The sequence below is a fragment of the Paenibacillus sp. FSL K6-4396 genome (genome assembly GCF_038002525.1).
Lineage (GTDB): Bacteria > Bacillota > Bacilli > Paenibacillales > Paenibacillaceae > Paenibacillus > Paenibacillus amylolyticus_B.
Genome location: NZ_JBBOCR010000001.1, coordinates 5925913 through 5952556 on the forward strand (window position 1 = coordinate 5925913; position 26644 = coordinate 5952556).

At 46.1% G+C, this 26644-nt stretch carries 29 protein-coding genes and 1 other annotated feature; of the genes, 12 read left to right on the plus strand and 17 right to left on the minus strand.

All coding sequences use genetic code 11. The annotated features are described in order from the left end of the window. Positions 1–77: 77 nt before the first annotated feature. Positions 78–1223, minus strand: coding sequence for a transglutaminase domain-containing protein (locus tag MHB85_RS25915; protein WP_341073922.1), 1146 nt, complete (start codon positions 1221–1223; stop codon positions 78–80). Positions 1224–1241: 18 nt separating this feature from the next. Beyond that, the gene (locus MHB85_RS25920) at positions 1242–1724 is read right to left on the minus strand and encodes an ATPase (protein WP_174806458.1); all 483 of its coding nucleotides are present in this window, start codon (positions 1722–1724) and stop codon (positions 1242–1244) included. A 190-nt stretch (positions 1725–1914) separates the two neighbouring features. On the opposite strand from MHB85_RS25920, the gene MHB85_RS25925 reads away from it, so the two are divergent. Then, on the plus strand, positions 1915–3090 hold the full coding sequence (locus MHB85_RS25925) for an MFS transporter (protein ID WP_341073923.1): 1176 nt from the start codon (positions 1915–1917) through the stop codon (positions 3088–3090). A gap of 526 nt (positions 3091–3616) precedes the next feature. Further along, a complete protein-coding gene (locus MHB85_RS25930; RefSeq protein ID WP_192135859.1) occupies positions 3617–3964 on the plus strand; it encodes a toprim domain-containing protein in 348 nt (115 codons plus the stop codon). A gap of 73 nt (positions 3965–4037) precedes the next feature. Here the strand turns inward: MHB85_RS25930 and MHB85_RS25935 are convergent, their stop codons facing one another. Next, positions 4038–4649, minus strand: coding sequence for an SCO family protein (locus MHB85_RS25935; protein WP_341073924.1), 612 nt, complete (start codon positions 4647–4649; stop codon positions 4038–4040). 436 nt (positions 4650–5085) lie between these two features. Between MHB85_RS25935 and MHB85_RS25940 the strand changes: the two genes are divergently transcribed. Then, the gene (locus tag MHB85_RS25940; protein WP_036605731.1) at positions 5086–6066 is read left to right on the plus strand and encodes a metal-dependent hydrolase; all 981 of its coding nucleotides are present in this window, start codon (positions 5086–5088) and stop codon (positions 6064–6066) included. Positions 6067–6182: 116 nt separating this feature from the next. Here the strand turns inward: MHB85_RS25940 and MHB85_RS25945 are convergent, their stop codons facing one another. Continuing rightward, entirely contained in the window at positions 6183–6401 is a 219-nt protein-coding gene (locus MHB85_RS25945; RefSeq protein WP_017692386.1) for an alpha/beta-type small acid-soluble spore protein, read from the minus strand. Between the two features lie 120 nt (positions 6402–6521). Here MHB85_RS25945 and MHB85_RS25950 point away from each other — a divergent pair, with 120 nt between their 5' ends. Further along, the gene (locus MHB85_RS25950) at positions 6522–6722 is read left to right on the plus strand and encodes a hypothetical protein (RefSeq protein WP_017692385.1); all 201 of its coding nucleotides are present in this window, start codon (positions 6522–6524) and stop codon (positions 6720–6722) included. Between the two features lie 114 nt (positions 6723–6836). On the opposite strand, the gene trpS is transcribed toward MHB85_RS25950, so the two are convergent. After that, the gene (trpS, locus tag MHB85_RS25955; protein WP_192135854.1) at positions 6837–7829 is read right to left on the minus strand and encodes a tryptophan--tRNA ligase; all 993 of its coding nucleotides are present in this window, start codon (positions 7827–7829) and stop codon (positions 6837–6839) included. 75 nt (positions 7830–7904) lie between these two features. Next, positions 7905–8172 (minus strand) — a binding site (T-box leader). Between the two features lie 245 nt (positions 8173–8417). Between trpS and MHB85_RS25960 the strand changes: the two genes are divergently transcribed. Beyond that, positions 8418–9392, plus strand: coding sequence for an aldose 1-epimerase (locus tag MHB85_RS25960; protein ID WP_341073925.1), 975 nt, complete (start codon positions 8418–8420; stop codon positions 9390–9392). Between the two features lie 205 nt (positions 9393–9597). Then, positions 9598–9831 (plus strand): alpha/beta-type small acid-soluble spore protein, encoded by a 234-nt coding sequence (locus MHB85_RS25965; RefSeq protein WP_105601328.1) that lies wholly within the window; start codon positions 9598–9600, stop codon positions 9829–9831. Between the two features lie 77 nt (positions 9832–9908). Here the strand turns inward: MHB85_RS25965 and MHB85_RS25970 are convergent, their stop codons facing one another. Both MHB85_RS25970 and MHB85_RS25975 read right to left on the minus strand, forming a co-directional pair. Next, a complete protein-coding gene (locus MHB85_RS25970; protein ID WP_341073926.1) occupies positions 9909–10319 on the minus strand; it encodes an O-methyltransferase in 411 nt (136 codons plus the stop codon). A 288-nt stretch (positions 10320–10607) separates the two neighbouring features. After that, entirely contained in the window at positions 10608–12407 is a 1800-nt protein-coding gene (locus MHB85_RS25975; protein ID WP_192135852.1) for a M3 family oligoendopeptidase, read from the minus strand. Positions 12408–12525: 118 nt separating this feature from the next. Between MHB85_RS25975 and MHB85_RS25980 the strand changes: the two genes are divergently transcribed. Further along, a complete protein-coding gene (locus MHB85_RS25980; RefSeq protein ID WP_074096390.1) occupies positions 12526–12696 on the plus strand; it encodes a YycC family protein in 171 nt (56 codons plus the stop codon). Next, positions 12693–12926, plus strand: coding sequence for a hypothetical protein (locus tag MHB85_RS25985; protein ID WP_017692378.1), 234 nt, complete (start codon positions 12693–12695; stop codon positions 12924–12926). The genes MHB85_RS25980 and MHB85_RS25985 overlap by 4 nt, the downstream gene beginning before the upstream one ends. A gap of 12 nt (positions 12927–12938) precedes the next feature. Here the strand turns inward: MHB85_RS25985 and MHB85_RS25990 are convergent, their stop codons facing one another. The 3 genes from MHB85_RS25990 to MHB85_RS26000 all read right to left on the minus strand — a co-directional run bounded on the left by MHB85_RS25990 (position 12939) and on the right by MHB85_RS26000 (position 14499). Then, positions 12939–13670, minus strand: coding sequence for a DUF2225 domain-containing protein (locus tag MHB85_RS25990; protein ID WP_036605724.1), 732 nt, complete (start codon positions 13668–13670; stop codon positions 12939–12941). A 43-nt stretch (positions 13671–13713) separates the two neighbouring features. Further along, a complete protein-coding gene (locus MHB85_RS25995; RefSeq protein ID WP_076254602.1) occupies positions 13714–14091 on the minus strand; it encodes a globin domain-containing protein in 378 nt (125 codons plus the stop codon). Between the two features lie 243 nt (positions 14092–14334). Next, positions 14335–14499 (minus strand): hypothetical protein, encoded by a 165-nt coding sequence (locus MHB85_RS26000; RefSeq protein ID WP_155984997.1) that lies wholly within the window; start codon positions 14497–14499, stop codon positions 14335–14337. 152 nt (positions 14500–14651) lie between these two features. Between MHB85_RS26000 and ylbJ the strand changes: the two genes are divergently transcribed. Then, positions 14652–15905: a sporulation integral membrane protein YlbJ gene (ylbJ, locus tag MHB85_RS26005; RefSeq protein WP_100529781.1), complete on the plus strand. Its 1254-nt coding sequence runs from the start codon at positions 14652–14654 to the stop codon at positions 15903–15905. A 104-nt stretch (positions 15906–16009) separates the two neighbouring features. Beyond that, a complete protein-coding gene (locus tag MHB85_RS26010) occupies positions 16010–16813 on the plus strand; it encodes an NAD kinase (protein WP_036673293.1) in 804 nt (267 codons plus the stop codon). 27 nt (positions 16814–16840) lie between these two features. Here MHB85_RS26010 and MHB85_RS26015 read toward each other — a convergent pair whose 3' ends face one another. Then, positions 16841–17260, minus strand: coding sequence for a YutD family protein (locus tag MHB85_RS26015; protein WP_235200693.1), 420 nt, complete (start codon positions 17258–17260; stop codon positions 16841–16843). 14 nt (positions 17261–17274) lie between these two features. Continuing rightward, on the minus strand, positions 17275–18174 hold the full coding sequence (lipA, locus tag MHB85_RS26020) for a lipoyl synthase (RefSeq protein ID WP_017692371.1): 900 nt from the start codon (positions 18172–18174) through the stop codon (positions 17275–17277). Between the two features lie 241 nt (positions 18175–18415). On the opposite strand from lipA, the gene MHB85_RS26025 reads away from it, so the two are divergent. Further along, positions 18416–19486 carry a M23 family metallopeptidase gene (locus MHB85_RS26025; RefSeq protein WP_076319835.1) on the plus strand — a complete coding sequence of 357 codons (1071 nt, stop codon included), beginning with the start codon at positions 18416–18418 and terminating at the stop codon, positions 19484–19486. Positions 19487–19576: 90 nt separating this feature from the next. Here MHB85_RS26025 and yunB read toward each other — a convergent pair whose 3' ends face one another. The 4 genes from yunB to zwf form a co-directional block, all read right to left on the minus strand. Continuing rightward, a complete protein-coding gene (gene yunB, locus MHB85_RS26030; RefSeq protein WP_341073927.1) occupies positions 19577–20458 on the minus strand; it encodes a sporulation protein YunB in 882 nt (293 codons plus the stop codon). Positions 20459–20721: 263 nt separating this feature from the next. After that, positions 20722–21366: a fructose-6-phosphate aldolase gene (gene fsa, locus MHB85_RS26035; RefSeq protein WP_036605718.1), complete on the minus strand. Its 645-nt coding sequence runs from the start codon at positions 21364–21366 to the stop codon at positions 20722–20724. Positions 21367–21452: 86 nt separating this feature from the next. Beyond that, the gene (gene gnd / locus MHB85_RS26040; RefSeq protein WP_062838007.1) at positions 21453–22346 is read right to left on the minus strand and encodes a phosphogluconate dehydrogenase (NAD(+)-dependent, decarboxylating); all 894 of its coding nucleotides are present in this window, start codon (positions 22344–22346) and stop codon (positions 21453–21455) included. Positions 22347–22883: 537 nt separating this feature from the next. Beyond that, positions 22884–24338, minus strand: coding sequence for a glucose-6-phosphate dehydrogenase (gene zwf, locus MHB85_RS26045; RefSeq protein WP_341073928.1), 1455 nt, complete (start codon positions 24336–24338; stop codon positions 22884–22886). A gap of 415 nt (positions 24339–24753) precedes the next feature. Here zwf and MHB85_RS26050 point away from each other — a divergent pair, with 415 nt between their 5' ends. Next, the gene (locus tag MHB85_RS26050; RefSeq protein ID WP_036605715.1) at positions 24754–25074 is read left to right on the plus strand and encodes a winged helix-turn-helix transcriptional regulator; all 321 of its coding nucleotides are present in this window, start codon (positions 24754–24756) and stop codon (positions 25072–25074) included. Positions 25075–25408: 334 nt separating this feature from the next. On the opposite strand, the gene MHB85_RS26055 is transcribed toward MHB85_RS26050, so the two are convergent. Continuing rightward, positions 25409–26566 (minus strand): Gfo/Idh/MocA family protein, encoded by a 1158-nt coding sequence (locus MHB85_RS26055; RefSeq protein ID WP_341073929.1) that lies wholly within the window; start codon positions 26564–26566, stop codon positions 25409–25411. Positions 26567–26644: the final 78 nt, after the last annotated feature.

The window sequence follows — 26644 nt, forward strand, 5'->3', positions numbered from 1 at the left end:
ATACCGCTCAAACTGATTCTTCGCGGCATGATAACCTGGCAACGTCGTCATATTCCGGACCCTTGTCCGTTGTATTGCTAAGCTGATTGATCCTTTAGATGGGTGTCGGCAAAATTCGGAGGATTAAACCAGTCTCCACTGATCGCCCATGTCGGGTCAAGCGGAACCCAGCTCTCGGAATCACTCAAATACACCTCATTCCACGCATGCGGACCGTACCCTCCCTGGCCGTTATAACCAAGCCCTGTAACAACTTTGACTTCAAGTCCTTGTGAACGGGCCATCACGGCATAGAGACGGGCATAATCAATACATACACCTTTGCGTGTATCAAATGTATTCTGTGGATTCTGTTCATGCCATATGCCCTTTTGCTCATAGTCATCCACTTTACCATAGTCATACTGAATACGTGAACCTACCCAGTCGTATAACGCTCTTGCTTTGGCTTCATCTGTCGATTGGCCTTTGACAATTTCTTTCGCGGCAGATTCTATATCCGTCGGAATATTATGGTCAATGACTTCATATTTGCGTTGCAGGATGCCGCCCAGTTCCTTCTGCACAGCCTGCGTAAATACAGGGAGCTTGTCCTTGATAAACGTACCAGACAACGGTTCAATCACCGATTTGGCCCCTTGCATATAGATCGGAGATGCCTCTACATATCGACTGAACATGCTCCCAGGGTAAAGACTGACAATCATGAACAAAACCGCAATGACAATCATTCCGCGGACGGAGCCTATGATCGTGCCAATGAATGCACCCGTCAACCGACTAAACATACCTTTGGGCGCACTTTCCTCGGCTGACCCCTGCCTGCTGCTAAAAATAAATGAAGAGAGAAACCCGAGAATCAGTCGGATGAGTCCATAGCTTAATACAAATAACACAGCGAACCGCATTAGTGGAAAATCTGCAATCGCCGTAACCAACGTATAATACATCTGTTCCCACCGGTTCAACTCACGATTAGGCATGGCAGAAGCATACTCAGACAGCCACTGCTGTATATATGGTGCAAGCCACAATGTTAAACCGATCGACAACAGAATACCAATGACCGCCATAATGCCATCCATCAGGAACCCAAAGAGTCTGCCTGCTGAACGCGAAGCCCCTCTGGACCAACCCTGCAATAATGAAGCAGCCACAATCAGCAACAGCATAATCGTGATGCCATTCAATTCCTTCAGGCTGTCCAGCCAATTCTGCAGCACGTACCGATTCCCCCTTTACTACGATGCTGGTGCTGTTTTGTTCTCCTGTGCCTGTTCGACAAACGTACGTATCGTTTCATTGTCGAGTTTCCATTCGCCAAGTGAAATTCCGCGGAAGGTCACATCAACTTTATCCGATTGAGTTCTGCCCTTAATCTCCACATTGGGACTTGTGATGGTGAACGCTCCATCCTGTCCTTTGACGTATTTCGCTTTGGAAGCCTCTTTAAGCATCATGCTGGTTGCTTCCTTCTTCAATGTGTCCATCGTGCTGGATTGTACGTCTGTCACTGTCTGTTTGATCTGATCAATGGAGATGCCGCTGTATATCAGTAGAGCCGCAATAATGATGATGGCAATCGCCCATTTCAATACGGTTTTGACCACATTCAGAACAAAGAACAATATGATCAATGCAACCACGATCACCAGCCAGTTCTGCATCACAAACTCTTTGATTACTTCTATGTTCATGACTACACCTTCCGTATTAGAATTCATTCGTAACACTCCCGAATATTATACATGATTTCCGAAGCTGCTGTCAGCTAAGCCCTCTCTCTTAAAAATAAACGGTCTAAGTTCGTCCCGCCGGGCGTACAAGTAGTACCATGAGGTTCTGCCGGGCGAACGGGGAACACGTTCAAGACCTGTAGTTTGAACAAGCATCGCTTAACAAGGAGGGGCTTATGTGAAAACGGCCATCTGGCTATACCTGTTTTTGTTCCTTGCTGTATTTGATCTGCACGCCCAGTATCCCATTCTGACCCCTTTTGCCATCTCGCTGGGAGCCGCCCCTACCTTCATTGGCTGGATGATGGGCATCTATTCCTTAACGCATCTTCCTGGCAATCTGATTGCTGGAACACAAATCGATAAACATGGCAGTCGCCGCTACATTGTATTCAGTCTGCTCGGTGCAGGATTCATCCTGCTCCTGCAAGCCTATGTCCAGACACCATGGCAACTGCTGGCGCTGCGTTCCATCAGCGGGTTTGTGCTGGCCTTCCTGTCTCCTGCATGTCTCGCCCTGCTTGCACAGTTATCCAGCGATCCGGTGAAACAGGGGAAGTATATGTCAGGTCATGGGGTAGTACATACCCTCGCGTCTGTGGTATCACCAGCAGCCGGTGCGATCATTGTGGGTTCCATGGGATTCTCTGCTACCTTCTCAGGCTTGGGTTACTTGCTCATTCTTACAGGTGTGATTGCTTTCATGACGATGCCCCGTGGCATCGTCAAGCAGCATGAGAGAGTGACTGAACCTGCCAAACCTGACGTTTCACCAGCAGATGCCACAAGTGCATTCCTGCCGGTGTCCTGGCGATACTTTGCCTTGCCTCTGGTGATTGCCTGTGCTCAAGGGATTCTCTTCTTCGAATTACCCCTGCGGGGCGGAGGACAATCGTCCATCATGTCTACCGGACTGCTGTTCTCTATAATCAGTATTGGGGCACTCTTCACCCTCAGCATGTTATTTCTCAACCGGTATTCCCCCAAACTGCGTCTGGTTGCGGGCGTGCTGTTAATGTCCTTGTCTTTTTTTGTGATGGCAGCCATTCCGCAAGTTCCCTTGTCCACTGTATTATTTGTACTTGGGATGTCTAAAGGCATCATCTTTCCAGCTATGGCAACCCTATTTATCCGGCTGAGCGGAGGAAGCAAGTTGGGCCGCATTTTCTCGCTGCAATCCATTGCCACCTCCATCGGCTCTTTCATCGGCCCCATCACAGCCGGGCAACTTCGTGTCGGGTTGTCACCCTATTTCATCGCCTTTGTTTTATTAATGATTGGTATGCTACTGCTTCCATACTATACATCCAGACGCGAAGCATCCCTCACCGATCCCAAAAGTATATTAAATTAGGCCTGTATCAAGCTCTTCTTCCCTACCGTTATGACAGCAATTAGGCCAGTATTTTCATTAGCTTTGCATCATTCCCCCATTTACAGCTAAACTATATAAAATGGACTAACGTTTTACACACGAACGGAACGACCTAGGGGGCATAAGCGCTGTCTTCAAGATTTCAACTTTTTCTTAAATATCATCATTAGGTATGGACGATCATTGGAAGTAGTGAAGGGGACGGAATCGATTTTGAAGAAGCGGTAGCGTTCGCCTTTGTCTCCATATTTCAACCTATAAAAAATAAAATCAATCAGAAATTTGGAGACAACAGCGATCGAAGGAACGATCCGTAACCGTAACGACCACTACTGATCAGAAATAATTCCTGATGTATGTGAAGAAGAATTTAGAAATCAGACGTGCTCCTGTCCGCGTGGTGAACAGTGTAAAGAAAGGAGTCCTACTTATATAATCAGTCGATTTTCGCTGCAACATTTCCCGGGGAATGTCGACATAAGCTCTCGAACAAGAGGTGAATATCATGCCTATTCATGTCATTGTGGAAGGTAAGAATGATCGAAGCAAACTGAAACGTCTGGTTGGACCCGAAATCAACATTCTATGTACGTTTGGAACACTTAATTCCCTCAAGTTGGAGACCCTGCGCAAGCAAGTCGGTTATGATGAAGTTTATTTATTTATGGATAATGACAGTTCTGGCAAAAAAATTAGAGGTGTGCTTCGGGATGCATTCCCGGATGCAGTACAGATGTATACACGACGAGGATATGCGGGTGTGGAAGGAACACCTGATGAGTATATCATTGCCCAGCTGGAGAAAGCCGGGTTAGAGACATACATCCAATACCCTGAACATCCTTCCTTTTAAAAGAAATGCCAAAAGGCTGCCTTAGGTTGATATCCAACCTGAAGGCAGCCTTTACAGTATGATGATCAGATGATTATTCCTTGATCAGATTACGAATATCCTCGGCAATGACAGCTGGCACAACGTCCTCTGTATTAAATGCGTTATATACCTTGCGCAGCTGGTTATTCTGATCCACCAGACCAATCATGTTCATATGGGCAAAATCATCCTTACTCTCCCCATCGATTAGGATCTGGAATGAATCCCTGGCCAACTGTTTTGTTTTGTCCATATCCCCTCGCAAGAAGTACCATCCGGAATAATCCGCGTGGAAGCGGTCCGCAAACGTCTTAATCTTCTCTCTTGTATCGACTTTCGGGTCGAATGAAATGGATACAAATGAGACATCTTTACCGAAGGTGTCGTCCTCTTTCAACAGATCCTGCACCTGAGATAACGTAAACGTCGTAATCGGGCAGACATCCGGACAACTGGTGAAATAAAAGTAGAACAATCGGACTTTCCCTTGAGTATCCTCCAGTGATACCGTACTGCCATCTACATTTTCCATGGAAAAGGATTGGATTTCACGAATCTCGGGTAATTTTTCCTTACTGGCAAATACGGTGCCCCACATCAGATACACAGCCATTATCAGTGCGAGCCCGAGCAGCATCCATGTCCATTTGTACTTTTTCAGCATCTTCCTCGTCCCTTCTGTATCTTCTCTTATGAATACGCATACACATGTGAACCGAAAATCACGTTTGTTTCGCTTTACCCATCTACTGTGACATATGTATTCAAAGAAACCTACTTATTATGAGATTCTATATTATTGTAACGGTTAAAAGGAACAATGCCCATAAATTATTTTAGCGTTGTATATCATTCGAATAGTATCGTAAGTTCTCTGGCGCTTTTTCTCACTGTATCCGATATAAAGTTTATCATAGGAACTGCCAAAATAGTTTGACAAACTACGTACATTTATTGGGTATGTCACAGGAAATTGTCATAACTTTGAAATTAGGGATGTTTTGCATCCTGACAGACGGATATTATACACTATATATGGGTATCACCTAGATAGAGAAGTAATATGCCTTAGAACGATACACCACACAAAGGAGACGTTTATGGATACCTCTACACATTTTGTCATGGGGATTGGTTTAGCCGGTCTGGCTTATGTCGACCCTGTTGTCGCGGCTAGTCCCATGCTTGCAGCTGCGGTAATGGTTGGCACGATCGCCGGTTCCCAGGCCCCTGACATCGATACTGCGTTACGTCTCAAAAGCAATTCGCTTTACATTCGGAATCATCGGGGCTTGTCACACTCTCTGCCATTTCTCCTGTTATGGGTTTTGCTCATCACAGGCGTCATTGCACTGATATTCCCTGGTGTCCCTATTGGACACGTTGCCACCTGGACAGCTGTGGCCGTAGGCTTTCACGTATTCACCGATCTGTTCAACACCTATGGAACCCAAGCCGCCCGGCCTTTCACGGAACGCTGGATCGCCTGGAACATCATTCATATTTTTGATCCGTTTCTATTCACTACACATGTCATAGCTATCTTGTTATGGGCCTTTGATCTGATCGCCCCTGCACCACTCTTCGTTACGTTGTATAGTTTGACCGGTTTATATTATATATGGCGAACGATTGCTCGTGCACAAGCAGTCAGAAAAGTTAGACGTCTCGACAACAGCCCAGAGCAGGCAAGATACATCGTCATTCCAACGATATCCTGGAACCGCTGGCATGTGGTTAAACGAGTTGAGGACGGCAGTTATGTGATCGGTAAAATGGATGGTTCTAATCTGGTATGGAGTCTGCACGCCTCGTCTTCTACTCATGCGGCCGTTGCTGCTTCACGCAAATCACCGGAAGTCAGTGCCTTCCTCTATTTCACCTCCTATGCGGTGGCAGAGGTTGAAGAACTGCCTGCCGGTTACAAGGTCCGTTGGGCAGATGTACGTTATCGACACCGAAAACAATATCCATTTGTCGCTGTAATTGTGATGGATCGGAATTTTGAGACGATTGATACGTATGTAGGCTGGTTAAGCGATGAGAAAATGGATAAAAAACTTTTATCTGCACGCCCTTGACGAAGTGAGCATGGCAAGGCACAATCAGACATAGGAACTGATACGCGAGAAAGCCCGGAGCGTTTCCGCTCCGGGCTTTCTGTTTATCCTGTTTTGTTGCTGTTGGTTAAAATAAATTATTTGCCAGACCCAGCCAGAGACTGCTCAGCGATTTGTACCAGACGTTTGGTGATATATCCACCCAAAGATCCTGTTTCACGGGAAGTGTAGTTACCATAGTAACCGTCTTGTGGGATAGTTACACCCAGTTCCTGTGCAGCCTCGATTTTCAATTGTTGCAGTGCTGAATTTGCCTGAGGTACCACCAAGTTGTTAGAACGAGATCCTTGAGCCATATTTATAATCTCCCTTCAATCTGTGTCTGTAATGTAATTGCAAGCTTGCAAGATTATTATGGCTCGTAGGCTACAGGTTATACGGAGTTTTACTAAATTTGTAGATGGAGGTTTTTCCCAATGAGTAAGGGCTTGTCTTTATGGTTCGCATTCTCTTCGATTATTTTGTTAACGGTTTCAGCAATTATGATCTCCTACTCCGGTTGGTTTGCTGCACTACTGTTTGTCCTGTCCATTGCCAACATTGGCTGGGGATTTGTGATTCGCGCCAAAAAAGAACGTCAGGAAGTTCGCTCGGCTGCTTCAGAGCCCACTTCTTGAGCAGGTCATTTGATAGTTCAATAATGAACGCACAAATAAAGAGGAGTCCTTCAATAGGGCTCCTCTTTATTCATGTTAACTATTCATTGCGTGAAATGATTATATTGTTCAGGACTAATGTTTACGTCTCGGGACAAATCCCATACGTTCTTTCACTGCATCCAACGTTTGAGCTGCAACTTCTTCTGCACGGCGGGCTGACGTATCCAGAACATCCGCCAATTCGCCAGACTCGCGAATCTCATTATAACGTTGTTGCAGGGGTTCAATAACAGACACAACCACTTCAGCCAGTTCTTTTTTGAACGGACCGTACATCTTGCCTTCATAACGCTCAGCTACTTCCTTAAGCGTCATACCCGCACATTCCGCGTAGATACTCATCAGGTTGCTGACTTCCGGTTTGTTTGCCGGATCATAGACGACTTCACGTCCCGAATCTGTAGTGGCTCGACTGATTTTTTTGCGAATCACATCTGGCGGATCCAGCAGGGCAATATAACTGCCAGCGTTAGGGTTACTTTTGCTCATTTTCGAAGAGGCATCATCAAGTGACATTACCCGTGCACCTACCTGTGGGATATACGGATCTGGAATGGTGAAGTACTCCCCATAACGGTGGTTAAAACGCCCTGCCAGATCACGTGTCAGTTCCAGATGTTGCTTCTGATCCTCACCTACGGGTACAAGGTCAGCATTGTATAACAAAATATCAGCCGCCATTAATGATGGATACACAAACAGTCCAGCACCAACGGAATCTTTACCGGATGATTTATCCTTAAACTGAGTCATGCGTTCAAGCTCACCCATGGAGGTCAGCGTTGTCATCAACCAGCCCAATTCCGCGTGCTGCGGTACATGGGATTGCAGAAATACGTTAGATTTCGACGGATCAATACCTGCTGCAATAAACAGCGCAGCTACCGCTTCCGACTGTTCACGCAATGCTGCTGGCTCCTGTGCCACGGTGATGGCATGAAGATCAACCACCATGAAATGACATTGATAGTCATGCTGGAGTTTTACAAAATTTTTGATTGCACCAATATAGTTGCCCAATGTGAGCTTACCGCTTGGCTGAATACCTGAAAGTACTGTTTTCATTACACATAACGCCTCCCTGATTGTATATAAAAAAACTCCTGCCATTCTCTGCGAACGCAAAAAGGCCCCACATCCGCAAGGGACGTGAGACCGTGGTGCCACCCTTATTCGCTTTTCTTCTATTGCTCCTGACCCTGAATCAAGTCAAGCCGGAGAAATGCCTTCATTGTTCCGTAACGTGGATTAAACGGCAGACTCTAGTGGGGCAAGCCCATCTCCGGCTTAACCTGTTCAAACCTACACTCAAGGGTCCATTCGGTACAGAGCTCACACCGGTTCACATCAACCACCGGCTTTCTGAAGAGGATTCTCTTGGCCTACTTATCCCTGTCATCGATTTCATGTCATTCAATTCTAATAAATGCTTTCAGAGTTCCATCTTAATGCGCACAGGCGCGAATGTCAAAATGAGTTGAACTTTTTTACCCGAGACATCAAAATCTGTTATGATGGAATTGCTTATCCTGTTGTCTGCTTCACACGAAATAGCGCAGGAAATAGCTGGCATGTACACAACGACACGCCTGCAGCAGTAGCTTCATCATAACTGCTTGCAGACAGATTTCAAGTGGGAAAAGGAGCATCGATATGAAACAAGTGACCAAAGGCCAATGGAATGGTTACGACACGTATATCCTACATAGCCGTGAATTGGAAATCACCCTGCTGCCGCGTCTTGGAAATAATATTATTTCTATTCGTGATTTAGTGCAGGACAGAGATGTCGTTCGCCGTCCGGATGAAGACGATCTTGCCTTTTATCTGCAGAAGCCGTACCATTTTGGCGTTCCTCTCCTGATACCACCAGGCCGCATTCATCGTGGACAATTCGAATATGAAGGCGTTCATTACCAGTTCGATCAGAACACGGCGAATGACAACCATATTCACGGTCTCCACCGTACCCAATCCTGGTGTGTCAGTGACATTGAGGAAGATGAAGACGGCTGTGCAATTACGACTGAATTACTGACCGAAAATGAAGAGCATTGGATGGCTCAATTCCCGATTCCCCTGAAACTTGAGATGACGTTCAGTCTGCAAAACGCTGTATTTAGCCAGCGTCTGCGAGTCACCAATCTGAGCTCAACACCTGCTCCTTTTGGGATGGGATATCATACATGGTTTTTGTTAGACGGCAAACCTGCCGACTGGACACTGCAACTGCCTGTTTCCGGAATATACGGACAGAATGAAGAACAATTACCGACAGGTGAACTGGAATCTCTGGGTGAATGGTCTGCTCTGAACGAAGGCATCAATTTGCAGGGACGTAACTGGGATACCCTGTTGAAAGCTACCGAAGCTGAACCGGCTACGGCTTACTTACGCAGGCAAGATGGATATACATTGAAATATTCAGCAGATGAAGCATTTTTCAAACATTGGGTTCTCTTTACCAAAGGTGAATCCGATCAGTTTTTGTGCATTGAACCGTACACTTGGCTCCCGGATGCACCTAATTTGGCTTTCTCGGATGAACAAACCGGGTTGATTCGCTTGGAACCGGAACAGCCTGTTGAGTTATTTACACGTATTGAGGTTATACCTCCTACAGACTAAGCGAGCTGATCATCCTCTATTTTGCTTTTACGCATATCAACCTATATTTTGATATCCAAATACAACTTGCCGACCCGCATTGGGTCGGCTTTTTTATGTGTCCTGTGCACTGATAGTTATCCATATTTTCCCTTACGCCATATCATGTATATTTCCGTATTCTCTAACCATACTAACATCACCAACCCATAAGGAGGTGACACATATGTACGGAGGTCAAAACCAAGGTAGCGGTAGCCGCTCCAACAACCTGGTCGTTCCCCAAGCAACTGCAGCATTGCAACAATTGAAAATGGAAGCTGCACAAGAGCTGGGTGTAACTATTCCACAAGATGGTTACTACGGTAACTATACTTCCCGTGAGACAGGTTCTCTGGGTGGATACATCACTAAACGTCTGGTGCAAATCGCTGAGCAGCAATTATCGGGTCGTTCGTAAGCTCGTAATTATTGCTTAAGCAAACAGAATCCAAAAGCGGCCTTCTTCGGAAGTGCCGCTTTCTCTTGTGCAACGAATTATGAGGTCGACTCCATATCTGAATCCTTGTATGTATTGGTTCTAGGGTAACGAATCATGAGGCTCGCCATATTGTAATTAGACTCCATCGTTGCATCTACCAAAATCATACCTTGTCTTACTGTGAAGTCGTATGATATCTCGCCATGCGTCCAATTGCGTTTGAATTTCAACGTCTCCAGTGCCATTGCCCGGAAAGAAGTTCTCTGGTTTTGGTTTAGCCCCCCTTCCTCCACATCCATCTGCCCATCTCGTCCAGCTATCGGATTATGTCGAATACCGAATTTCCCAATTACGTTGTTTCGTATTTGCACAAAAACCACCCCTGAATCTAACCCTGATAACTCATGATCAAGTTCTTTGAACACCAGATCCAACTGTCTCGCTAATGAAAGCTCATCAATTTTCATATTAATACTCTCCTTATATGCTTATAGTCCTATACAGCAAGGACTTACGACTCATTATATGACATCATATGTGCTCATTCAACAAAGAACGGCAAAGTTGGGTATTTCTAACTATGATTTGCACAATTAATTGCCATTCCACTCCCTTAAACTGAGCTTTTTCACTTAATTACGACAAAATCTTCGAGAATCAAAAATGAGGATTCTGTACAAAAAAAGGCTGCAATCCTGTGTCTGTTAACACGAAATTGCAGCCTTTTTATATATATTCAACCTATTATATTCAACTTATTTTTCGGTTGCTGTCATCTGCAGAAACTGCTCAATATCGGCAATAACCAAGTCCGCAGCATTTTGCCAGAATTCCGGTTGTGTCAGGTCCGTACCCAGATGTTTCTGAGCAAGTTCTTCGACCGTCATACGCCCTGTATCCCGCAACAAATCATCGTATTTATCTGCAAATGCCGTTCCTTCTTGCTGTGCTCTCGCATAGATTCCCGCACTGAACATATAACCGAACGTGTATGGGAAATTATAGAATGGCACACCCGTCAGATAGAAATGCAGTTTGGATGCCCAGAAATGAGGATGATCTGATGCAAGTACACCGCAGAACGCTTCCTGCTGCGCCTCCACCATTAATTTAGATAATTCATCCGCGTTGACCAGACCTTTTTTGCGTTGTTCATAGAAACGATTCTCAAACAGGAACCGGGCATGGATGTTCATAAAGAAAGCCACACTTCGCTGGATCTTGTCTTCCAGCAAAGCCAGCTTCTCTTGCTCATCTGTTGCCGCCTGCACCAGGGCATCTGCTACAATCAGTTCAGCAAACGTGGACGCTGTCTCAGCCACATTCATCGCATAACGCTGATTCAATGCGGGCAACTCTTCCATGATGTGTTGATGATATCCATGCCCAAGTTCATGCGCAAGAGTCGACACATTAGATGGTGTCCCGGAGAAGGTCATGAAAATTCGGGTTGCTTTGCTAAGTGGCAAAGACGTACAGAATCCACCTGGACGCTTGCCAGGACGGTCTTCTGCTTCGATCCAGCGTTTCTCAAAAGCCATTTCTGCAAACGAGGAAAGTTTAGGACTGAACTTGGCAAACTGTTCAACAATATTGATGGCTGCCTCATCGTAAGTGATTTTGCCACTCGATTTACCTACAGGTGCATCTACGTCGCTCCAGCTGAGCTTGTCTACCCCCAGCAGTTCTGCCTTGCGCTCCAGATATTGAACAAGCGCAGGTTTGGCACCGTTAATCACATCCCACATCGTATCCAGTGTCTGACGTGACATCCGGTTGATGGCCAGAGGTTCTTTGAGGATATCATCCCAGCCACGTTTCTCATATAACTTCAGACGGAATCCCGCGAGGTGATTCAGCGTGTCAGCACAGAAATCTTCGACATCGGCCCAAGCTTGCTCCCAGTTTGCGAATACCGTCTCGCGTACATTCCGATCACTATCGCTCAGCTTGTTGGCAGCCTGTCCTGCGGAGAGCATCACCGTTTCCCCATCTTGCTCAAACGGAATGTTCACCTTGCTGACAATCGTGTTATAGAATTTGCCCCAACCATGGTAACCATCCACACCCAGATCCAGAGCAAGACCTTCCAGTTCAGGCGACAGCTTCTCACGAGCCAGCGTGCGACTCTCGTTCAGTACAAATGCCAGCGGCTGAATATTTTCCCGAGCAATCCAAGCGTCCCACACCGAATCCGATGTCTGACTGAGTGTATTATCAAACTTCGATTTGCTGCCGTTCAGCATCGCTGCAATAGAACTGATGGCGCCCTGAAGCTGCGTTGCCTTTTTGTCCTTCTGGTTTTGCGATGAGAGGCAGGATACAAACGCAGATCCTTCCGATATGCGGATATAACAGCTTTGCAGCAGTTCCAAAATCGGATCAAATGCAGCCGTCTCTTCTAATGAAGTCGGTGCAGCTGTTTCGTTCAGCAGATGTTGCAGTTTACGTACATCCTCTTCCAGTTCAATCAGATACGCAGCAAATGTCTCGGAGGAAGAACCTCCACTAAAAATGGACTCCAGGTCCCATACGGGGTGTAATGGCGTTTTCATTTAATAAGGCACCTCTCTCTATAAATTGGATGGTTAGGATTGAATTAAAAACTGGTTTTCTGTCAGCCATATCTCTATACTAGAGAAATACTTATAGCAACCTTCAGGAGGTAAACGTATGAAACCTTTACAAGTATCGGCTGATACAGCCGTCAAATTAGCAGAATCCCTGGGCGTACCTTTGGAGCACCTGATGCACATGCCCCAACATATCCTGATGCAGAAGATTGCGGAACTCGCCAAACAAGAAACCTCCAAACCTTCCGCACCAGAAGGCGAACAAGAATGATTCCGTTTGAGAACAGCTGGCCTTACGATATTGTGATGGGAGACATCTATGTACAGCAATGTCCCTACTGTCATGCAAGCAACGTGCTGCTCCCCCTCAAACCCAAAGAGCTTGTGCTCATTCGCGAAGGCAAAAAGAAATTACTGGTCTTTCCCTGCTGTAATACAAGCATGACCGTGATCGACAACGACAGTGACTATTTGTTATCCAGCCGTCCTGTCCGTAACTAATGTAAGATCAACCTAGAGGGGGCTGCGCTTTGCAGCCTCTTTGTCTGTTTCCAGCATCTCTTCAGGGAGTTCCAACTTACTTGAAATCATCTGCTCACGCAGCACGGCCCACTGTTCCCTTGAAGCACGAATCATGGCCGCATCTGTGATCCGCTTGTCATGAATGACCTTGCTGAACCATTGCACTGCTTCATTAAACCGTCCTACCCTGCGGTTCAATTCCCCGAGCAAATACAACAGTTTGGCTTCATTGCCACCCGTTCCTTCACGTTCGAACACCTTCACATAGGCTTCCAGGCTAAATTCAAGAAAACGATGTTCCTGTGCATGGTCCTCCATATAACGATACAACCAAGCTATATGATGCAACAGACCAGCGACGACACGATCTTTCTCCCGGATAACCTGTGCGCACAGCAAGGCAAGCTTGTACGTTGCCAACGCCTGTTCCAATGTTCGTGCTCCGCTATAATCACGTTTAACCCAGCGGTTACCGATCTGTTCCTTAAAAGCCTTGCGCTGAGCATCATTTAAATGCTCCGTTGCGTTCTCCGTCGTGGCAAACCCGCACTGCGGACAGATGCGAACCACATAAAAATCTGGATTCTCCAGCTTGTAGTAAGCACAAAAATCCGAATCCGTCCGGTAGGGCCTTTTCAAACTCGGTCTTACCCGTGAGGTTTCATACTCGGTTTCGCAATAATGGCAGGTCACCTTCACCTTATACAGCGGCTCTAATTCCAATCTCTTCCATCCCTCTCCCGTACGCTTATAATCATATTCGGATCTACGGTGTATTTACAAAATGATGTGCAGGCCCGGATAAACGCTGCAGGATAAACGCATGCAAGGGCTCCTCCACACCAATCTGTGTTAAGGCTTGATCCATACATGCAAGCCACGCCTCAGCCCGTTCAACCGTCACTTCAAAATGCATATGACGGGCACGCATCATCGGATGTCCAAACGCCTCGGAAAACAGCCCTGGTCCTCCAAAAAACTGAGACAAAAACATATACTGCTTGTCGATGACCGGCTGAATATCTTCCGGGAAAAGCGGAGCCAGCTGCTCATTCTGCTGAACGATCGGATAGAAAGCCTCGACCAGTGCGCGAACACCTTTCTCACCGCCAAGATTGTCATAAATGCTTAAACTGGGATTCATTCGTCTGATTCCCCTTTCTGATGTCGAATTTTGCCATATATTACACGTTCCGTGAACATTGTGAAAACAGTAACAATATCCAGGCCACAAAAGCCTTTATCTCCATTCTATCAAAAAAAACCAAAAAGTCCTATATAACATGAAATCATCAGGACATGTAACCTGCCATCTGTATATAGGACCTTATTCGAAACATAACACAAAAAAAGCGCCAACCGCTTGGGTTGGCGCACTAGTATTTCATTAATAACTCCGCCAGTCCTCTTCCTCAGAGCGTACCAGCGAGGCACGTATCACATATACAAAAGCACAGACCAGGATTCCGGTGACAAGACTCATGATCATCACTCCATCCGAATTGAATTCCACCTTGGAGACAATTAGGTGACGTTCAGGCGTTTTTCTCATTTTAGCACACATCACTCAAAAACACAGCCACTTTTGCAAGCGCTTTCTACGTATAATTTTGTACTGTTTGTCCACTTTTTTTCATATATTGATGGCAATAACACCACAGACTTCCGCACACCGACCATTCCAAAAATAAAGGAGAAGAATTCATGGCTGCTTCACAACGACTCACCCATGTCCTGGTCACACTCGCTCTCCTGACCCTTTGTGTGTTAATGGTCTTGTATCCAGCGGAAACCTGGCATGCAGGTGTACGCGGACTGTCCATCTGGTGGGACGTATTGTTTCCCTCCCTTTTTCCTTTTTTGGTGCTGTCCGAGCTGCTGCTCGGCTTTGGCATTGTTCATTTTCTAGGTACCTTGCTGAATCCACTGATGCGTCCATTGTTTCGTGTTCCCGGAAGCGGTGGTTTTGTATTTGCCGTGAGCTGTGCATCCGGTTATCCTACAGGGGCAAAACTCACCGCTCAGTTATGGGAACAAAAGCTGGTTACTCGGGAAGAAGGAGAACGGCTCGTTGCCTTCACTACATCATCCGATCCGATCTTCATGATTGGAGCGGTATCGGTTGGGTTCTTCCATAATGTCGCCATTGCTCCAGTATTGGTTGCGAGCCATTACGCTGCAGCTTTTCTGGTGGGTATGCTCATGCGTTTTCACGGGGGTACAGCAAAAGGCTCACACCCAGACAGTTCTTCTGGATCTCCAACGGAGGGGATACCTAGAAACAGACTGGTCCGGGCCATCTATGCGATGCATGAAGCAAGAAAAGCTGACGGGCGGGCATTTGGTGAACTGCTGCGCCAGGCAGTCTCCTCATCCCTTCGCCTTATTATTATCGTAGGAGGGCTGGTTGTATTCTTCTCGGTCATGATGGAGCTACTTGTCCAGACCGGTTGGCTTGGCGGATTATACGGGATAACCGAGCAATTGTTACGACATAGCGGACTGCCTCCATCCTTATCTCCTAGCTTGGTCGGTGGGCTGTTTGAAGTAACGCTGGGGAACAAAGAGGCTGGGAGTGCCGGGGCATCCATCCCACTCGTCTATAAAGTAGCAGCAGCAGCCTTTGTTCTCTCTTGGGGTGGATTATCCGTCCATGCACAGATTATGAGTGTTCTTAGCAACACACCCATGAGATACGGTCCATTTCTATTTGCCAGAGCAATCCATGCGCTAATCGCCCCTGTGCTGGTCCTGCTGTTATGGACACCCATGATGGGGCGTTCCTCTTCACCCGTTCTCATGGAGCCCGGTTTCATCCCATCGTTATCAACGTATACACCGGACTGGGGACTGATTTTTTTATCCGGAATGATTGTTTTTGTAAGCCTCATCGTGTTGTTGTTATTCCTTGCGATATTAAGTTCCATTCTCAAACCTAGACGACATGCCAAAAAATAAGTGAACGATTCATCTATATTTAACTGAATATGCGCCCAAACGTTGTGTTCTTCAGCGGAATTGATTATCATCGGTAGTATAATGACCACAAAGGAGCTTTCATCTTGAGATACTATGTTCAAGACCGCGGAGACCAGTTATCGATTGATCTCAGTCAGCAGTTTCATGCGCTGGCGAAGGAAGAAGGGTTCAAGCTGGATGCAGAATCGCCGGAGATTGTTATCTCCATCGGGGGCGATGGTACGATGCTACAGGCATTTCACAATTTCATCGACCGTATTCCGGATATTGCTTTTGTTGGGGTTCATACAGGCCATCTCGGCTTTTACGCCGATTGGAAGAAGGAAGAATTACGGGAGTTAGTCAGGCTGATGAGTGGCAAGGGAGATCCGGAGCGTCTCAAACCACGTATTGTACAATACCCACTCTTGGAGCTTGAGATTCGTAAAAAGTCGGGGAATTCCTCTTACATCGCCCTTAATGAATTTACGTTAAAAGGTGTAGACGGTACCGTCGTAGCCCAGGTCGATATTAACGATGTGACATTTGAGATGTTCCGTGGGGATGGCATCTGTGTATCCACGCCATCAGGCAGCACGGCATACAACAAGGCCCTTGGCGGTGCCATGGTTCATCCAACCATCGAGGCGATTCAGATTGCGGAGATTGCATCGATTAATAACCGGGTCTATCGTACACTTGGTTCACCGGTTATTTTGCCCAAGCATCATCATTGTGATATTTTCTCCCGCAAGGATCAGCGGTTATTGATGACGATTGATCATGTGAATGTGATGGTGGAGGATCTGATCTCCGTCCGTTGTCAGGTATCCAGTCACAAGGTCAGTTTTGCACGTTTTCGCCCTTATCCATTCTGGAACCGGGTTCGCACGGCATTTCTTGACTAAAATAACACACCAAAAAAGCGGTCCTTCTCAGGAACCGCTTTTTGCTTTGGCTTGAGGTTGATCCTTGCTCTTCTGAAGCACAAAGTACGCACAGCCAAAGTTACAATATTCATTGATATAATCCACCATACTGGCGATTGTGGAATCCTTTGTCGCTTTTGGATGGTTATCACGGTAAAACCCTTTTAACCTCAGCTGGCTATAACCCCAGTCCCCGATAATATAATCATAACGCTCCAGCACTTCACTGTAACGATCACGGAAGACCTCTGGATTCCAGCCCTCTTTGTGGTTCTGGACGATTTCATAATTTTTGCCGCCGATCTGTACAATGACCGGTTCTTTGGGCTTTTCCTCAACTGATTCAACAACTGATTCCTGAACCGGCTCCTGGATCTGCTCCTGAAGTTGGTCCTGAATCTGTTCTGTGATTTTTTCTTCTTCCAATCCGGTATCCTCCATCACGCGTGTGTTGCCGCCTGTTCAGCATGTTTGGTAGCCGATTTCACCTGTTCATGCGCATGGTAGGAGCTGCGTACCATCGGGCCGGATTCGACGTGGCTGAACCCACGTTTTAATCCTTCCTGTTTCAATGCAGCAAACTCCTCTGGCGGATAATACTTTTCAACATACAGATGTTTCTCCGATGGCTGCAAATATTGACCAATCGTCATAATATCACAGTTCACCGCACGAAGATCATCCATTGTTGATAAAATTTCATTATATTCCTCACCTACACCAAGCATGATGCTTGATTTCGTAGGGATGTTAGGTTGCATTTCTTTGGCACGAGCAAGCAATTCCAGTGAACGTTTATATTTTGCCTTGGCACGCACTTTGTCTGACAACCGCTCAACCGTCTCAATATTGTGATTCAGAATGTCCGGTTTGGCATCCATTACAATCTGCAAAGATTCCCGATCGCCCAGAAAGTCTGGAATGAGTACTTCAACGCTGCACAATGGCAACCGTCGTCTTACGGCCTTCACGGTCTCTGCAAAAATCGTAGCTCCCCCATCCTTCAGGTCATCACGGGCTACACTTGTAATTACGCAGTGTTGCAGATTCATCTGCTCTGCTGCTTCCGCCACACGTTCTGGTTCCTGCAAATCAAGCTCCGTTGGCAAGCCTGTATTCACCGCGCAAAAACGGCATGCCCTTGTGCAAATGTCGCCCAAAATCATAAAAGTGGCCGTTCGATTGGCCCAGCATTCATAAATATTCGGACACCGTGCTTCCTCACATACCGTATGCAGCGTTTTGGAACGCATCATCGTTTTCATTTCCTGATAGTTATCGCCGGTTGTCAATTTGATCCGAATCCAATCCGGCTTCGGTTCTTTAACACGTTTAGCCAATGCATAAACCTTCTTTCTACTGAAGTTAGGCTGTTGCTCGGAACATATTATACCATGAAAGCGCTGGAAAAACCCCCATTTGTCACATCTTGTGCATTCATGCCCGATATGGACAATTTGTATAATTGGATTCCCCCCCAAGAGCTTACATGGATAAAATGAGAACTTTTGAAGAACGCTAACCTTTAGCTTGGTTCATCGGGTACCTTGTATCATTCTAATGGAAAGGGGCTGCATCCCAGTGCAACAACGCTTGACCTTCAGGCACACGTACCGCTTTTGGATCAAAACATTACTTGCAGGTACTCTGCTTCTCCCATTCTTGCCTGTTGAAGTTTACGGTGAACCCGCCCAGGCCGCTCCCAAACCACAGGCTGCCGAGTTAAAACCCGCAGAAATTTTCGCTGCACGTCGCCATTTATATGAAACCATTGGTCAGATGACCCAGATTCCCTGGTACAGGCTTGCCGCCATTGATCAGTATGAACGTACGATTACTCGTGCACACCCAAAGGATCGCAAGCATCCGGAGCGGCTTACGGGTATCTTCATGACCCCTCCGGCCTGGAGAGGATGGCTAAATCCCGATGAGACGGATCAACATCCGGAATCCATTCTTTTTTTCAAAGGATATGGACGGGATGGTTCAGGAGACGGTATAGCGGATGCCAACAATGATCAGGATGTGTTGTACAGCATGGCTTCTGTTATTCAAGGTTACGGGAACAAACAAGAGGACTTCAACATTGCCTTGTGGGAATATTATCACAACTCCCGTGCTGTGCAGCGGATACAGCAATTCGCGAAGTTATATGAGCATTTTGACAATCTGGATCTATTCGGACATGCCTTTCCGGTCCCACTCGGAACCAACTACTCCTATCGCAGTACCTGGGGGACAAAAAGAAGCTGGGGCGGTTATCGTATTCATGAGGGAACAGATATTTTCGCTCCGCATGGCCTGCCTGTACGCAGTACCTGTTACGGTGTCGTGGAGATCAAAGGCTGGAACCCGTTTGGCGGCTGGCGCATCGGAATTCGGGATTTGAACAACCATTATCACTATTACGCCCATCTTTCGGGTTTTGACAAAAGTGCACGCATCGGTGAAGTTGTGATCCCCGGTCAGGTTGTAGGTTGGGTTGGCAGTTCGGGTTACGGGAAACCTGGAACACAGGGCAAATTTCCTCCGCATCTGCACTATGGTATCTACCGGGACAGCGGACTGCACGAATGGTCGTTCGATCCTTATCCACAACTGAAACATTGGGAACAGGATGAACGCAAACAAAAGAACAAGAAAAGTAAGTGAGACGAGGATATGCACGATAAGTATTCGAAAAAGGGACCTCTTTAATAGAGGCCCCTTTTTCGAATGCTTAGTAATTCAAATTTGTGTGTATCATGGGTGCGCGTCCTTATTGAGCTGTAATCCCCCATTCACATCAGGCAGATCATCCGGCTCAATTTCTTCAAGTTCATTCCCTTGCAAATGGTCTGACGGCGTCTGTTGCTGTTTCTGGCTAGGGGGATTCGTAGTTACTCCATTACCGCTTGATACACCCGTATGACCTGATGGCAGCGCAATAGCTGGGGCATTACTACCGTTACTGCCCACTGGCTTGCCCTGATTATCGTAATAATACATTGGCACATCCCCGACAACCAAAAGGTAGGAAATCGGGATTTCCGTATCAACCGTTTCGGGTTCCATGTCGAAGGGCACCACGACCGCGACCTCAGCAATAATGTGAATGTACACTTCCACCAAAATCATGTTAATACCCGCATTCTGCTGACGGGTGTTCAGATCCACTTTGACAGCGCCTTGGGGCTCAATACGAACCGGTATACTCGGGCCAAATGAAGCCAACACCGGACTGCCCAGCGCCTGCCCCAGCGGGATTTTTTCTTTTAACATGTGTACATTTTGCAGCGTGGATTGCACAATATTCATCGTACTTGCAGTGATTCGCATATGCTCATTGTAGTTCAGCATGAAACCGGACACTTTCCCGGCAGTATCCGTCTTCCAGTCAATCAGTCCTTCGTTGGTTTTGCCATCGGCAACCTGTGCTGTAATCGCCTTGTTGATCGCTTCGGTCGCAATCTGCTTCACTCTGATCTTGGCCAAGTGCATGATGGGGGGCTTCATCTTTTTATCCACATAAGCAAAGCCCTGCATCAAACAAAACGCGGTGACCAATAAAATGATCAACCACATTTTGCGTTTGCCACTTGGCGGCTTACGGCGTCTCCGGCTTCGCCATTTTCTTCTCATCATCGAAGTGTCCCTCCCCTACGGGATGAGCTATAGGCTATATGTTAACCTTATGCACCGTTGTCCCGAAAAAGAAGGACAGCACGTGGACACTGGATAGAAAGTAACAACAACATGAAAGGGACAAGCACTCCTCATTGGCTAAACTAACCTCGAATCGGAAACTACATAAACAGAGATAAAAAAAACCTTTCACCCGCAGATTACTCTGCAAGGCGAAAGGTTTTATGTTCAGTCCACCCAAAGATTCAGGCATGTCTATCCTTTTATTTCGGAACAGATTCCCAGTCTTTCAGGAAACGTTCAATCCCGCTGTCCGTCAGTGGGTGTTTCCAAAGTGTCGGCAGAAGCGAACCCGGAATGGTGGCAATATGCGCACCGGAAAGGGCTGCATCCTCTACATGTTTGATATTGCGAATGCTTGCTGCGATAATCTCGGAAGGCAGATCATACATGTCCAGAATAAGACGCAGATCACGAATCAATTTCATACCATCCACAGCAATATCATCCAAGCGACCAACGAATGGACTGATGTAGGTTGCACCGGCTTTCGCCGCCATCAGGCCCTGTGCTGCGGAGAAAATCAGCGTAACATTGGTTTTGATCCCTTTTTGCGTCAACTCATGACAAGCATACAGCCCATCTTCGGTCATCGGCAATTTAATGACTACATTTGGTGCCCATTCTGCAATTTCATAAGCTTCCTTCAACATATCCTCGGCTTTGAGACCGATGACTTCAGCACTGACCGGGCCTTTAACAACGCCACAGATCTCCTGAATGACTTCTTTAAATACGCGACCTTCTTTGGCAATCAAAGACGGGTTAGTCGTGACTCCATCCACCAGACCCAGACGTTCGATCCGTTTGATTTCTTCCACATTCCCTGTATCCAAGAAAAATTTCATGATATGTTACCTCCACTTGATGAATTCGTAAACACGATATAAGTCATTACCCGATTCTCATCATATGTTAACAGTTATATATAAAATTAATTTTTCTCTACAGCGTGACCGCCAAATTCATTACGCAATGCTGCTACCACTTTACCTGTGAATGTGTCTGTCTCCAGGGAACGATAACGCATCAGCAAGGACAACGCGATAACCGGTGTAGCGGTTTGAAGGTCAAATGCCGTTTCTACTGTCCAGCGTCCTTCGCCGGAAGAGTGCATTACACCTTTAATCTCATCGAGGTTTGCATCTTTGGAGAAGGCACGTTCTGTCAGCTCCATCAACCAAGAGCGGATAACGGAACCGTTGTTCCATACACGTGCTACTTGTTCGAAGTCGAAATCAAATCCACTTTTCTCCAATACGTCAAAACCTTCACCAATGGATGCCATCATACCGTACTCGATACCATTGTGAACCATTTTGAGGAAGTGACCGCTGCCCGCTTTACCAGCATACAGGTAGCCATTCTCTACGGAAGTATCTTTGAATGCCGGTTCAACGATTGCCCAAGCTTCCGGGTCCCCACCGATCATATAACATGCTCCATTACGTGCGCCTTCCATACCGCCAGATGTACCTGCATCCATGTAGTGAATGCCTTTGGTTTTCATCTCTTCATAGCGACGGATGGATTCTTTGTAGTGGGAGTTACCCGCTTCAATGATGATGTCGCCTTTGGACAACAACGGGCTAACTTCAGCCAATACAGCGTCTACTACGTTGTGGGGAACCATGATCCACAATACACGTGGGGATTCGAGCGAAGCCACCATCTCAGCGTAAGAAGACACGCCTTCAGCGCCGTATTCTTTCATTTCATTTACTGCTTCAGCGTTCAGGTCAAAAGCAACCACTTCGTGTTTGTGATCAATCAGGTTTCTACCCAGGTTCAATCCCATTTTTCCTAATCCGACGAGTCCAAGTTTCATTTTAAAATCCTCCTGTTATGAACAATGTTTAAATTGCATTTGCGTTCAAAATTAAAAATAAGTGCTTAACGTTTGGTGAAGTAACCGTTCCGGTCACGAATCGTTCTTTTGATCGCTGTTATCCCCAGATTTTTTTGAATCTCCTAAAATAGGAGAAAATCCGGGGATAAAGGCGAACGCTACGCTTCTTCAGAATCGATCTCGTGCCCTGCACTGCATTCTCAGCGTTCAAAGCCAACCCATTTTCAAAACTGAACCGCTAATCTATATTTAAAAATTTTCACGGCCTTTCGGTCACATTACCGGAAGGGCTTATGCAAAATTGGAACGGTATAATTCATGATAAATACTTCATATATATCAGCATTTTGCTTTATCGATCCAGTTCGCTCCCAAAGATAAACGCTCTAGATGAATAGAAACATGTCGTTCTACATCCTGCTGGCTTGGAAGACGCATTTGGATTTTGCAAAATGTTCATTCGTGAGCAGAACGGATTATACCGCTCTTATCTCTGTGCTCACTTTTTCGTTTCACTTACCACCAACGGTAGCCGTCTGCTGCGGTCAGGCGATCTGCTGACTCTGGTCCATGCGAACCTGCACTGTACGTATCCAGTGGCACGCTGCCGGCTTCGAATGCTTCCTGAATCGGTTGCACCCATTGCCATGCCAGCTCCACTTCATTCCAGTGAGCAAAGAAGGTGGAATCTCCACGCATCGCATCAAAGATCAGATTCTCATAAGCTTCAGGGATGTTACGTTTACCTGAGTTGAAGGTCATATGCATTGGTTCCACTTCACCATGGTTCAATGGATTCTTCGCATTTAATTGAAGCGAGATGCTTTCTCCCGGACCAATCTCAATCGTCAGCAGGTTAGGTTCCGTTGTATTTTCGGATTCAGGACCGGTCTTCAGTGGAGCCTTGAACTCAACAACGATTCGAGTGGATTTCTCAGCCAGGCGTTTACCTGTACGGATATAAAATGGAACCTCACTCCAGAACGGATCATCGATCCAAAGTCTTGCGGCAACATAGGTCTCGTTCTGAGATCCGGCTGGAATGCCAGGCTCGTCCAAATATCCAACAACCGAGGATCCTTGCAATTCACCTGCTGTATATTGCGCACGAACAACTTCAGAAGCGATATTTTCTTTTGTCAACGGACGAAGGGCTTCAGCAATTTTTTGCTTTTTAAATTGAATTTCTTCCGGTGTGCAACGTTTTGGCAAGTGCAAACCAATCATCATCAGCAACTGAAGCATATGGTTTTGGAACATGTCACGAAGCGCACCACTTTGATCGTAATACGCCGCACGTTCTTCAACACCCACCGTCTCACTTGCCGTAATCTGAACATTGGCAATATAACGGTTAGACCACAACGCTTGAATTACCGGATTTGCATAGGTGAGCGTCTCAATATTTTGAACCATTGGTTTGCCAAGGAAATGGTCAATACGGTAAATCTCTTCTTCCGCAAACGTATTGCTCAGTTTTTCGTTCAGATCACGAGCGGATTGCAGGTCGTGTCCGAAAGGTTTTTCGATAATCAGTTTCTTCCAGCCTTTGGTGTTACCCAGGCCACTTTCTTGAATGTTTAATGCGATTGGCTCAAAGAATTCCGGTGCCACCGACATGTAGAACATGCGGTTTTCGGGAATGTTAAGCTCTTGTTCACGCTGTTGAACCAGTTCCAACAGTTTGGTGTAATCTTCAAGCTTCGTATTATTTAAAGAACAATAACGGAAAGCTCCAATGAAATCCCGAACCTGAGATGCTTCTTCCGGCGTCTGACGTGAGAATTCATGCAGTGACTTTTCAACATTCGCCTGAAAGTCCGTATCCGACAATTCACGTCGTCCCAATCCGATAACGGAGAAGGATTCCGGCATTTTCTCATCCATGTACAAGTTATATAATGCAGGGTAAATCTTGCGTTTGGCTAAATCGCCTGTTGCCCCGAACAGGACAAATGTCATTGCATCCATTGGAGTGCCTCCTGTGATCTGTGCAGTATAGTATATGATGTTGCAAAATGTTCAAATCCAAGCATGACAAAAGACGGAATAAGTGGGTGTGTTCCCCGCCTTGCCTCCGTTTATATAACACACCTGAATTTAACCATGGAACATTCCTTCTCTCCACAACCTGTATTTAGGTTATAAATTGTAACCTTTTGAATTAACGTTACCCATATTACACCTGTCGTCACAATTCGTCAATAATCGTGTCTAACCTGTGAACTCCAGTGTTTATAGGGTTTTTATTTGATGATAACGCTTTATGTGGTAAGATTAAGAACAATTGGTATGTGACATTTTACACATATGGCCTGTGGACAAGTAGGTTACAATAAGTATACTAATGATATTACAAGCAATACTAAACCGAAGGAGCACAATCATGAGCGATGATGAGAATGCCAAGCAAATATGCACAAAAGTGGAACAATCTTATCAGATCATTGGCCGAAAATGGGTAGCCCTCATAATCCATGCGTTGATGGAGGAACCCAAGCGCTTCAGTGAGATTCACGCTTATATCCCTGACTTGAGTAAACGCGTGTTAAATGAGCGAATGAAGGAATTGGAAGAAGAAGGACTCGTGGTTCGCCATGTGGTCACGGAACGTCCAGTTCGGACTGAATATATGTTGTCACGAAAAGGTACGGAACTGGGGAGAGCGCTAAGCGCCGTGGAACGTTGGGCTGATAAGTGGCTGTAATATTTTGAGGAATCATTATGGTTTATTTATTTAGCTTAAAGGTAACGCCGATAATCCCGGAGGTGGAGTATCGCATTTAGCAAATGGCTAGTGCAATCCGCATCCGGGATTTATTTACTTCAAACAGTGAATACTAATTGTATACAAAGACGTAATAACGCTATTATTTTGCAAACCAAATGACTATGGAGATTATTATCTCGAAGCGATTGCGAGTTAAATGGATGGAAAAACCGGGTGTATTGATTTTTTAGTGGTGTAGGTGTAATAGACCTAGAACAAAAAAAGATGCCAATTCTCACTTATGTGAGGGGCATCTTTTTCACGTATAATACTACGAATCCAACTTACTCCCAAGTGTAATACTCGAATCCTCGAAGTTGTCCACCGTCGTCTTTTTTTCATAAAAGTGTACGGCATGTTGCATAATTCCTTCTCTTGTGTAAAACGCGTCTTTCGCCCCTAGTGGAAAAACAACCTTTTCTCTCGTACTTGCCGACTTATAGATACCCACAATCAGTTCAAGCGTATTCCGACCACTTTGGCCATCCACCAGAAGGGGAGATCCTGTCTCAATAGCATTTAACACATTCTCCACTTGCCCAGCGTGACCGACATGAGTAACATCCGGCAATTCGTCAGCGAGCTTCTGAATCTGTTGTTCCAACTCTCGATTCGGTTCCGGAAACCCGTTATTCCTCGCGGTAGAAGCAACCACTTTCCAAGGTGCAGATACCCGGGCTTCTTTGCCCTGAAAAATTAACTGCTGCTCCTCTCCGTGATGTACGACGGAACTGGTAATCATGCCAAGCGCCCCTTCCTGGAAGCGAAGCATCGCCATGGATATATCCTCAACTTCGGCATTATCATGAGCCGTATTTGCCATCATCGCCTGTAATTCCACTGGAGGTCCCATCATCCAAAGCATAGCATCAATATGATGCACCGCATGATTAAGGGTACAACCCCCGCCTTCTTTTTCCCATGTCCCGCGCCACCACAGATCATAATAATTGTGGCCCCGCCACCAGAACGAATCAACCTGCACATGTACAATAGGTCCCATCCGTTTACTGTCCAGCACACCTTTTAATTTCATCATCGGTGTCGTAAATCGATTCTGTGCTACTACAGATAGTAACTTGCCACTTTCTTGCGCTGCTCTCAACATCAGATCCGCTTCCTCCAGGGAAGATGCCATCGGTTTTTCGACCAACACATGCGCACCTGCTTGCATGAAATCACACGCAATTGGAGCATGCGTATATGGTGGCGTACAGACGGATACCAGATCAATATTTTGGGCAAGTAGCTCTGTGTAATCCGTAAAGGCTTGTGCACCTTCCAATCCATATTCATTAATTCGCTTCTGTGCTTTTTCCACGTAGATATCGACCACAGCAACAATCTGACATCGCTCTGGAAATGCTAAGTATGCTGAGATATGCGCTCCACTAATTGCACCTGCTCCAATAATCGCCACTCTTAACATCGTTACAACCTCCCTTGTTTCCTTCACAATACACAATAATAAAGCGCTTTTATGCGTTCATCTTGTGGTAAAATATAA

Coding starts and splice junctions, on each gene's coding strand:
- MHB85_RS25920 (WP_174806458.1), bottom strand. CDS start 1,724: ATGAATTCTAATACGGAAGGTGTAGTCATGAACATAGAAGTAATCAAA.
- MHB85_RS25930 (WP_192135859.1), top strand. CDS start 3,617: ATGCCTATTCATGTCATTGTGGAAGGTAAGAATGATCGAAGCAAACTG.
- MHB85_RS25935 (WP_341073924.1), bottom strand. CDS start 4,649: ATGCTGAAAAAGTACAAATGGACATGGATGCTGCTCGGGCTCGCACTG.
- MHB85_RS25940 (WP_036605731.1), top strand. CDS start 5,086: ATGGATACCTCTACACATTTTGTCATGGGGATTGGTTTAGCCGGTCTG.
- MHB85_RS25945 (WP_017692386.1), bottom strand. CDS start 6,401: ATGGCTCAAGGATCTCGTTCTAACAACTTGGTGGTACCTCAGGCAAAT.
- MHB85_RS25950 (WP_017692385.1), top strand. CDS start 6,522: ATGAGTAAGGGCTTGTCTTTATGGTTCGCATTCTCTTCGATTATTTTG.
- trpS (WP_192135854.1), bottom strand. CDS start 7,829: ATGAAAACAGTACTTTCAGGTATTCAGCCAAGCGGTAAGCTCACATTG.
- MHB85_RS25960 (WP_341073925.1), top strand. CDS start 8,418: ATGAAACAAGTGACCAAAGGCCAATGGAATGGTTACGACACGTATATC.
- MHB85_RS25965 (WP_105601328.1), top strand. CDS start 9,598: ATGTACGGAGGTCAAAACCAAGGTAGCGGTAGCCGCTCCAACAACCTG.
- MHB85_RS25970 (WP_341073926.1), bottom strand. CDS start 10,319: ATGAAAATTGATGAGCTTTCATTAGCGAGACAGTTGGATCTGGTGTTC.
- MHB85_RS25975 (WP_192135852.1), bottom strand. CDS start 12,407: ATGAAAACGCCATTACACCCCGTATGGGACCTGGAGTCCATTTTTAGT.
- MHB85_RS25980 (WP_074096390.1), top strand. CDS start 12,526: ATGAAACCTTTACAAGTATCGGCTGATACAGCCGTCAAATTAGCAGAA.
- MHB85_RS25985 (WP_017692378.1), top strand. CDS start 12,693: ATGATTCCGTTTGAGAACAGCTGGCCTTACGATATTGTGATGGGAGAC.
- MHB85_RS25995 (WP_076254602.1), bottom strand. CDS start 14,091: ATGAATCCCAGTTTAAGCATTTATGACAATCTTGGCGGTGAGAAAGGT.
- MHB85_RS26000 (WP_155984997.1), bottom strand. CDS start 14,499: ATGAGAAAAACGCCTGAACGTCACCTAATTGTCTCCAAGGTGGAATTC.
- ylbJ (WP_100529781.1), top strand. CDS start 14,652: ATGGCTGCTTCACAACGACTCACCCATGTCCTGGTCACACTCGCTCTC.
- yunB (WP_341073927.1), bottom strand. CDS start 20,458: ATGATGAGAAGAAAATGGCGAAGCCGGAGACGCCGTAAGCCGCCAAGT.
- fsa (WP_036605718.1), bottom strand. CDS start 21,366: ATGAAATTTTTCTTGGATACAGGGAATGTGGAAGAAATCAAACGGATC.
- gnd (WP_062838007.1), bottom strand. CDS start 22,346: ATGAAACTTGGACTCGTCGGATTAGGAAAAATGGGATTGAACCTGGGT.
- zwf (WP_341073928.1), bottom strand. CDS start 24,338: ATGGATGCAATGACATTTGTCCTGTTCGGGGCAACAGGCGATTTAGCC.
- MHB85_RS26050 (WP_036605715.1), top strand. CDS start 24,754: ATGAGCGATGATGAGAATGCCAAGCAAATATGCACAAAAGTGGAACAA.
- MHB85_RS26055 (WP_341073929.1), bottom strand. CDS start 26,566: ATGTTAAGAGTGGCGATTATTGGAGCAGGTGCAATTAGTGGAGCGCAT.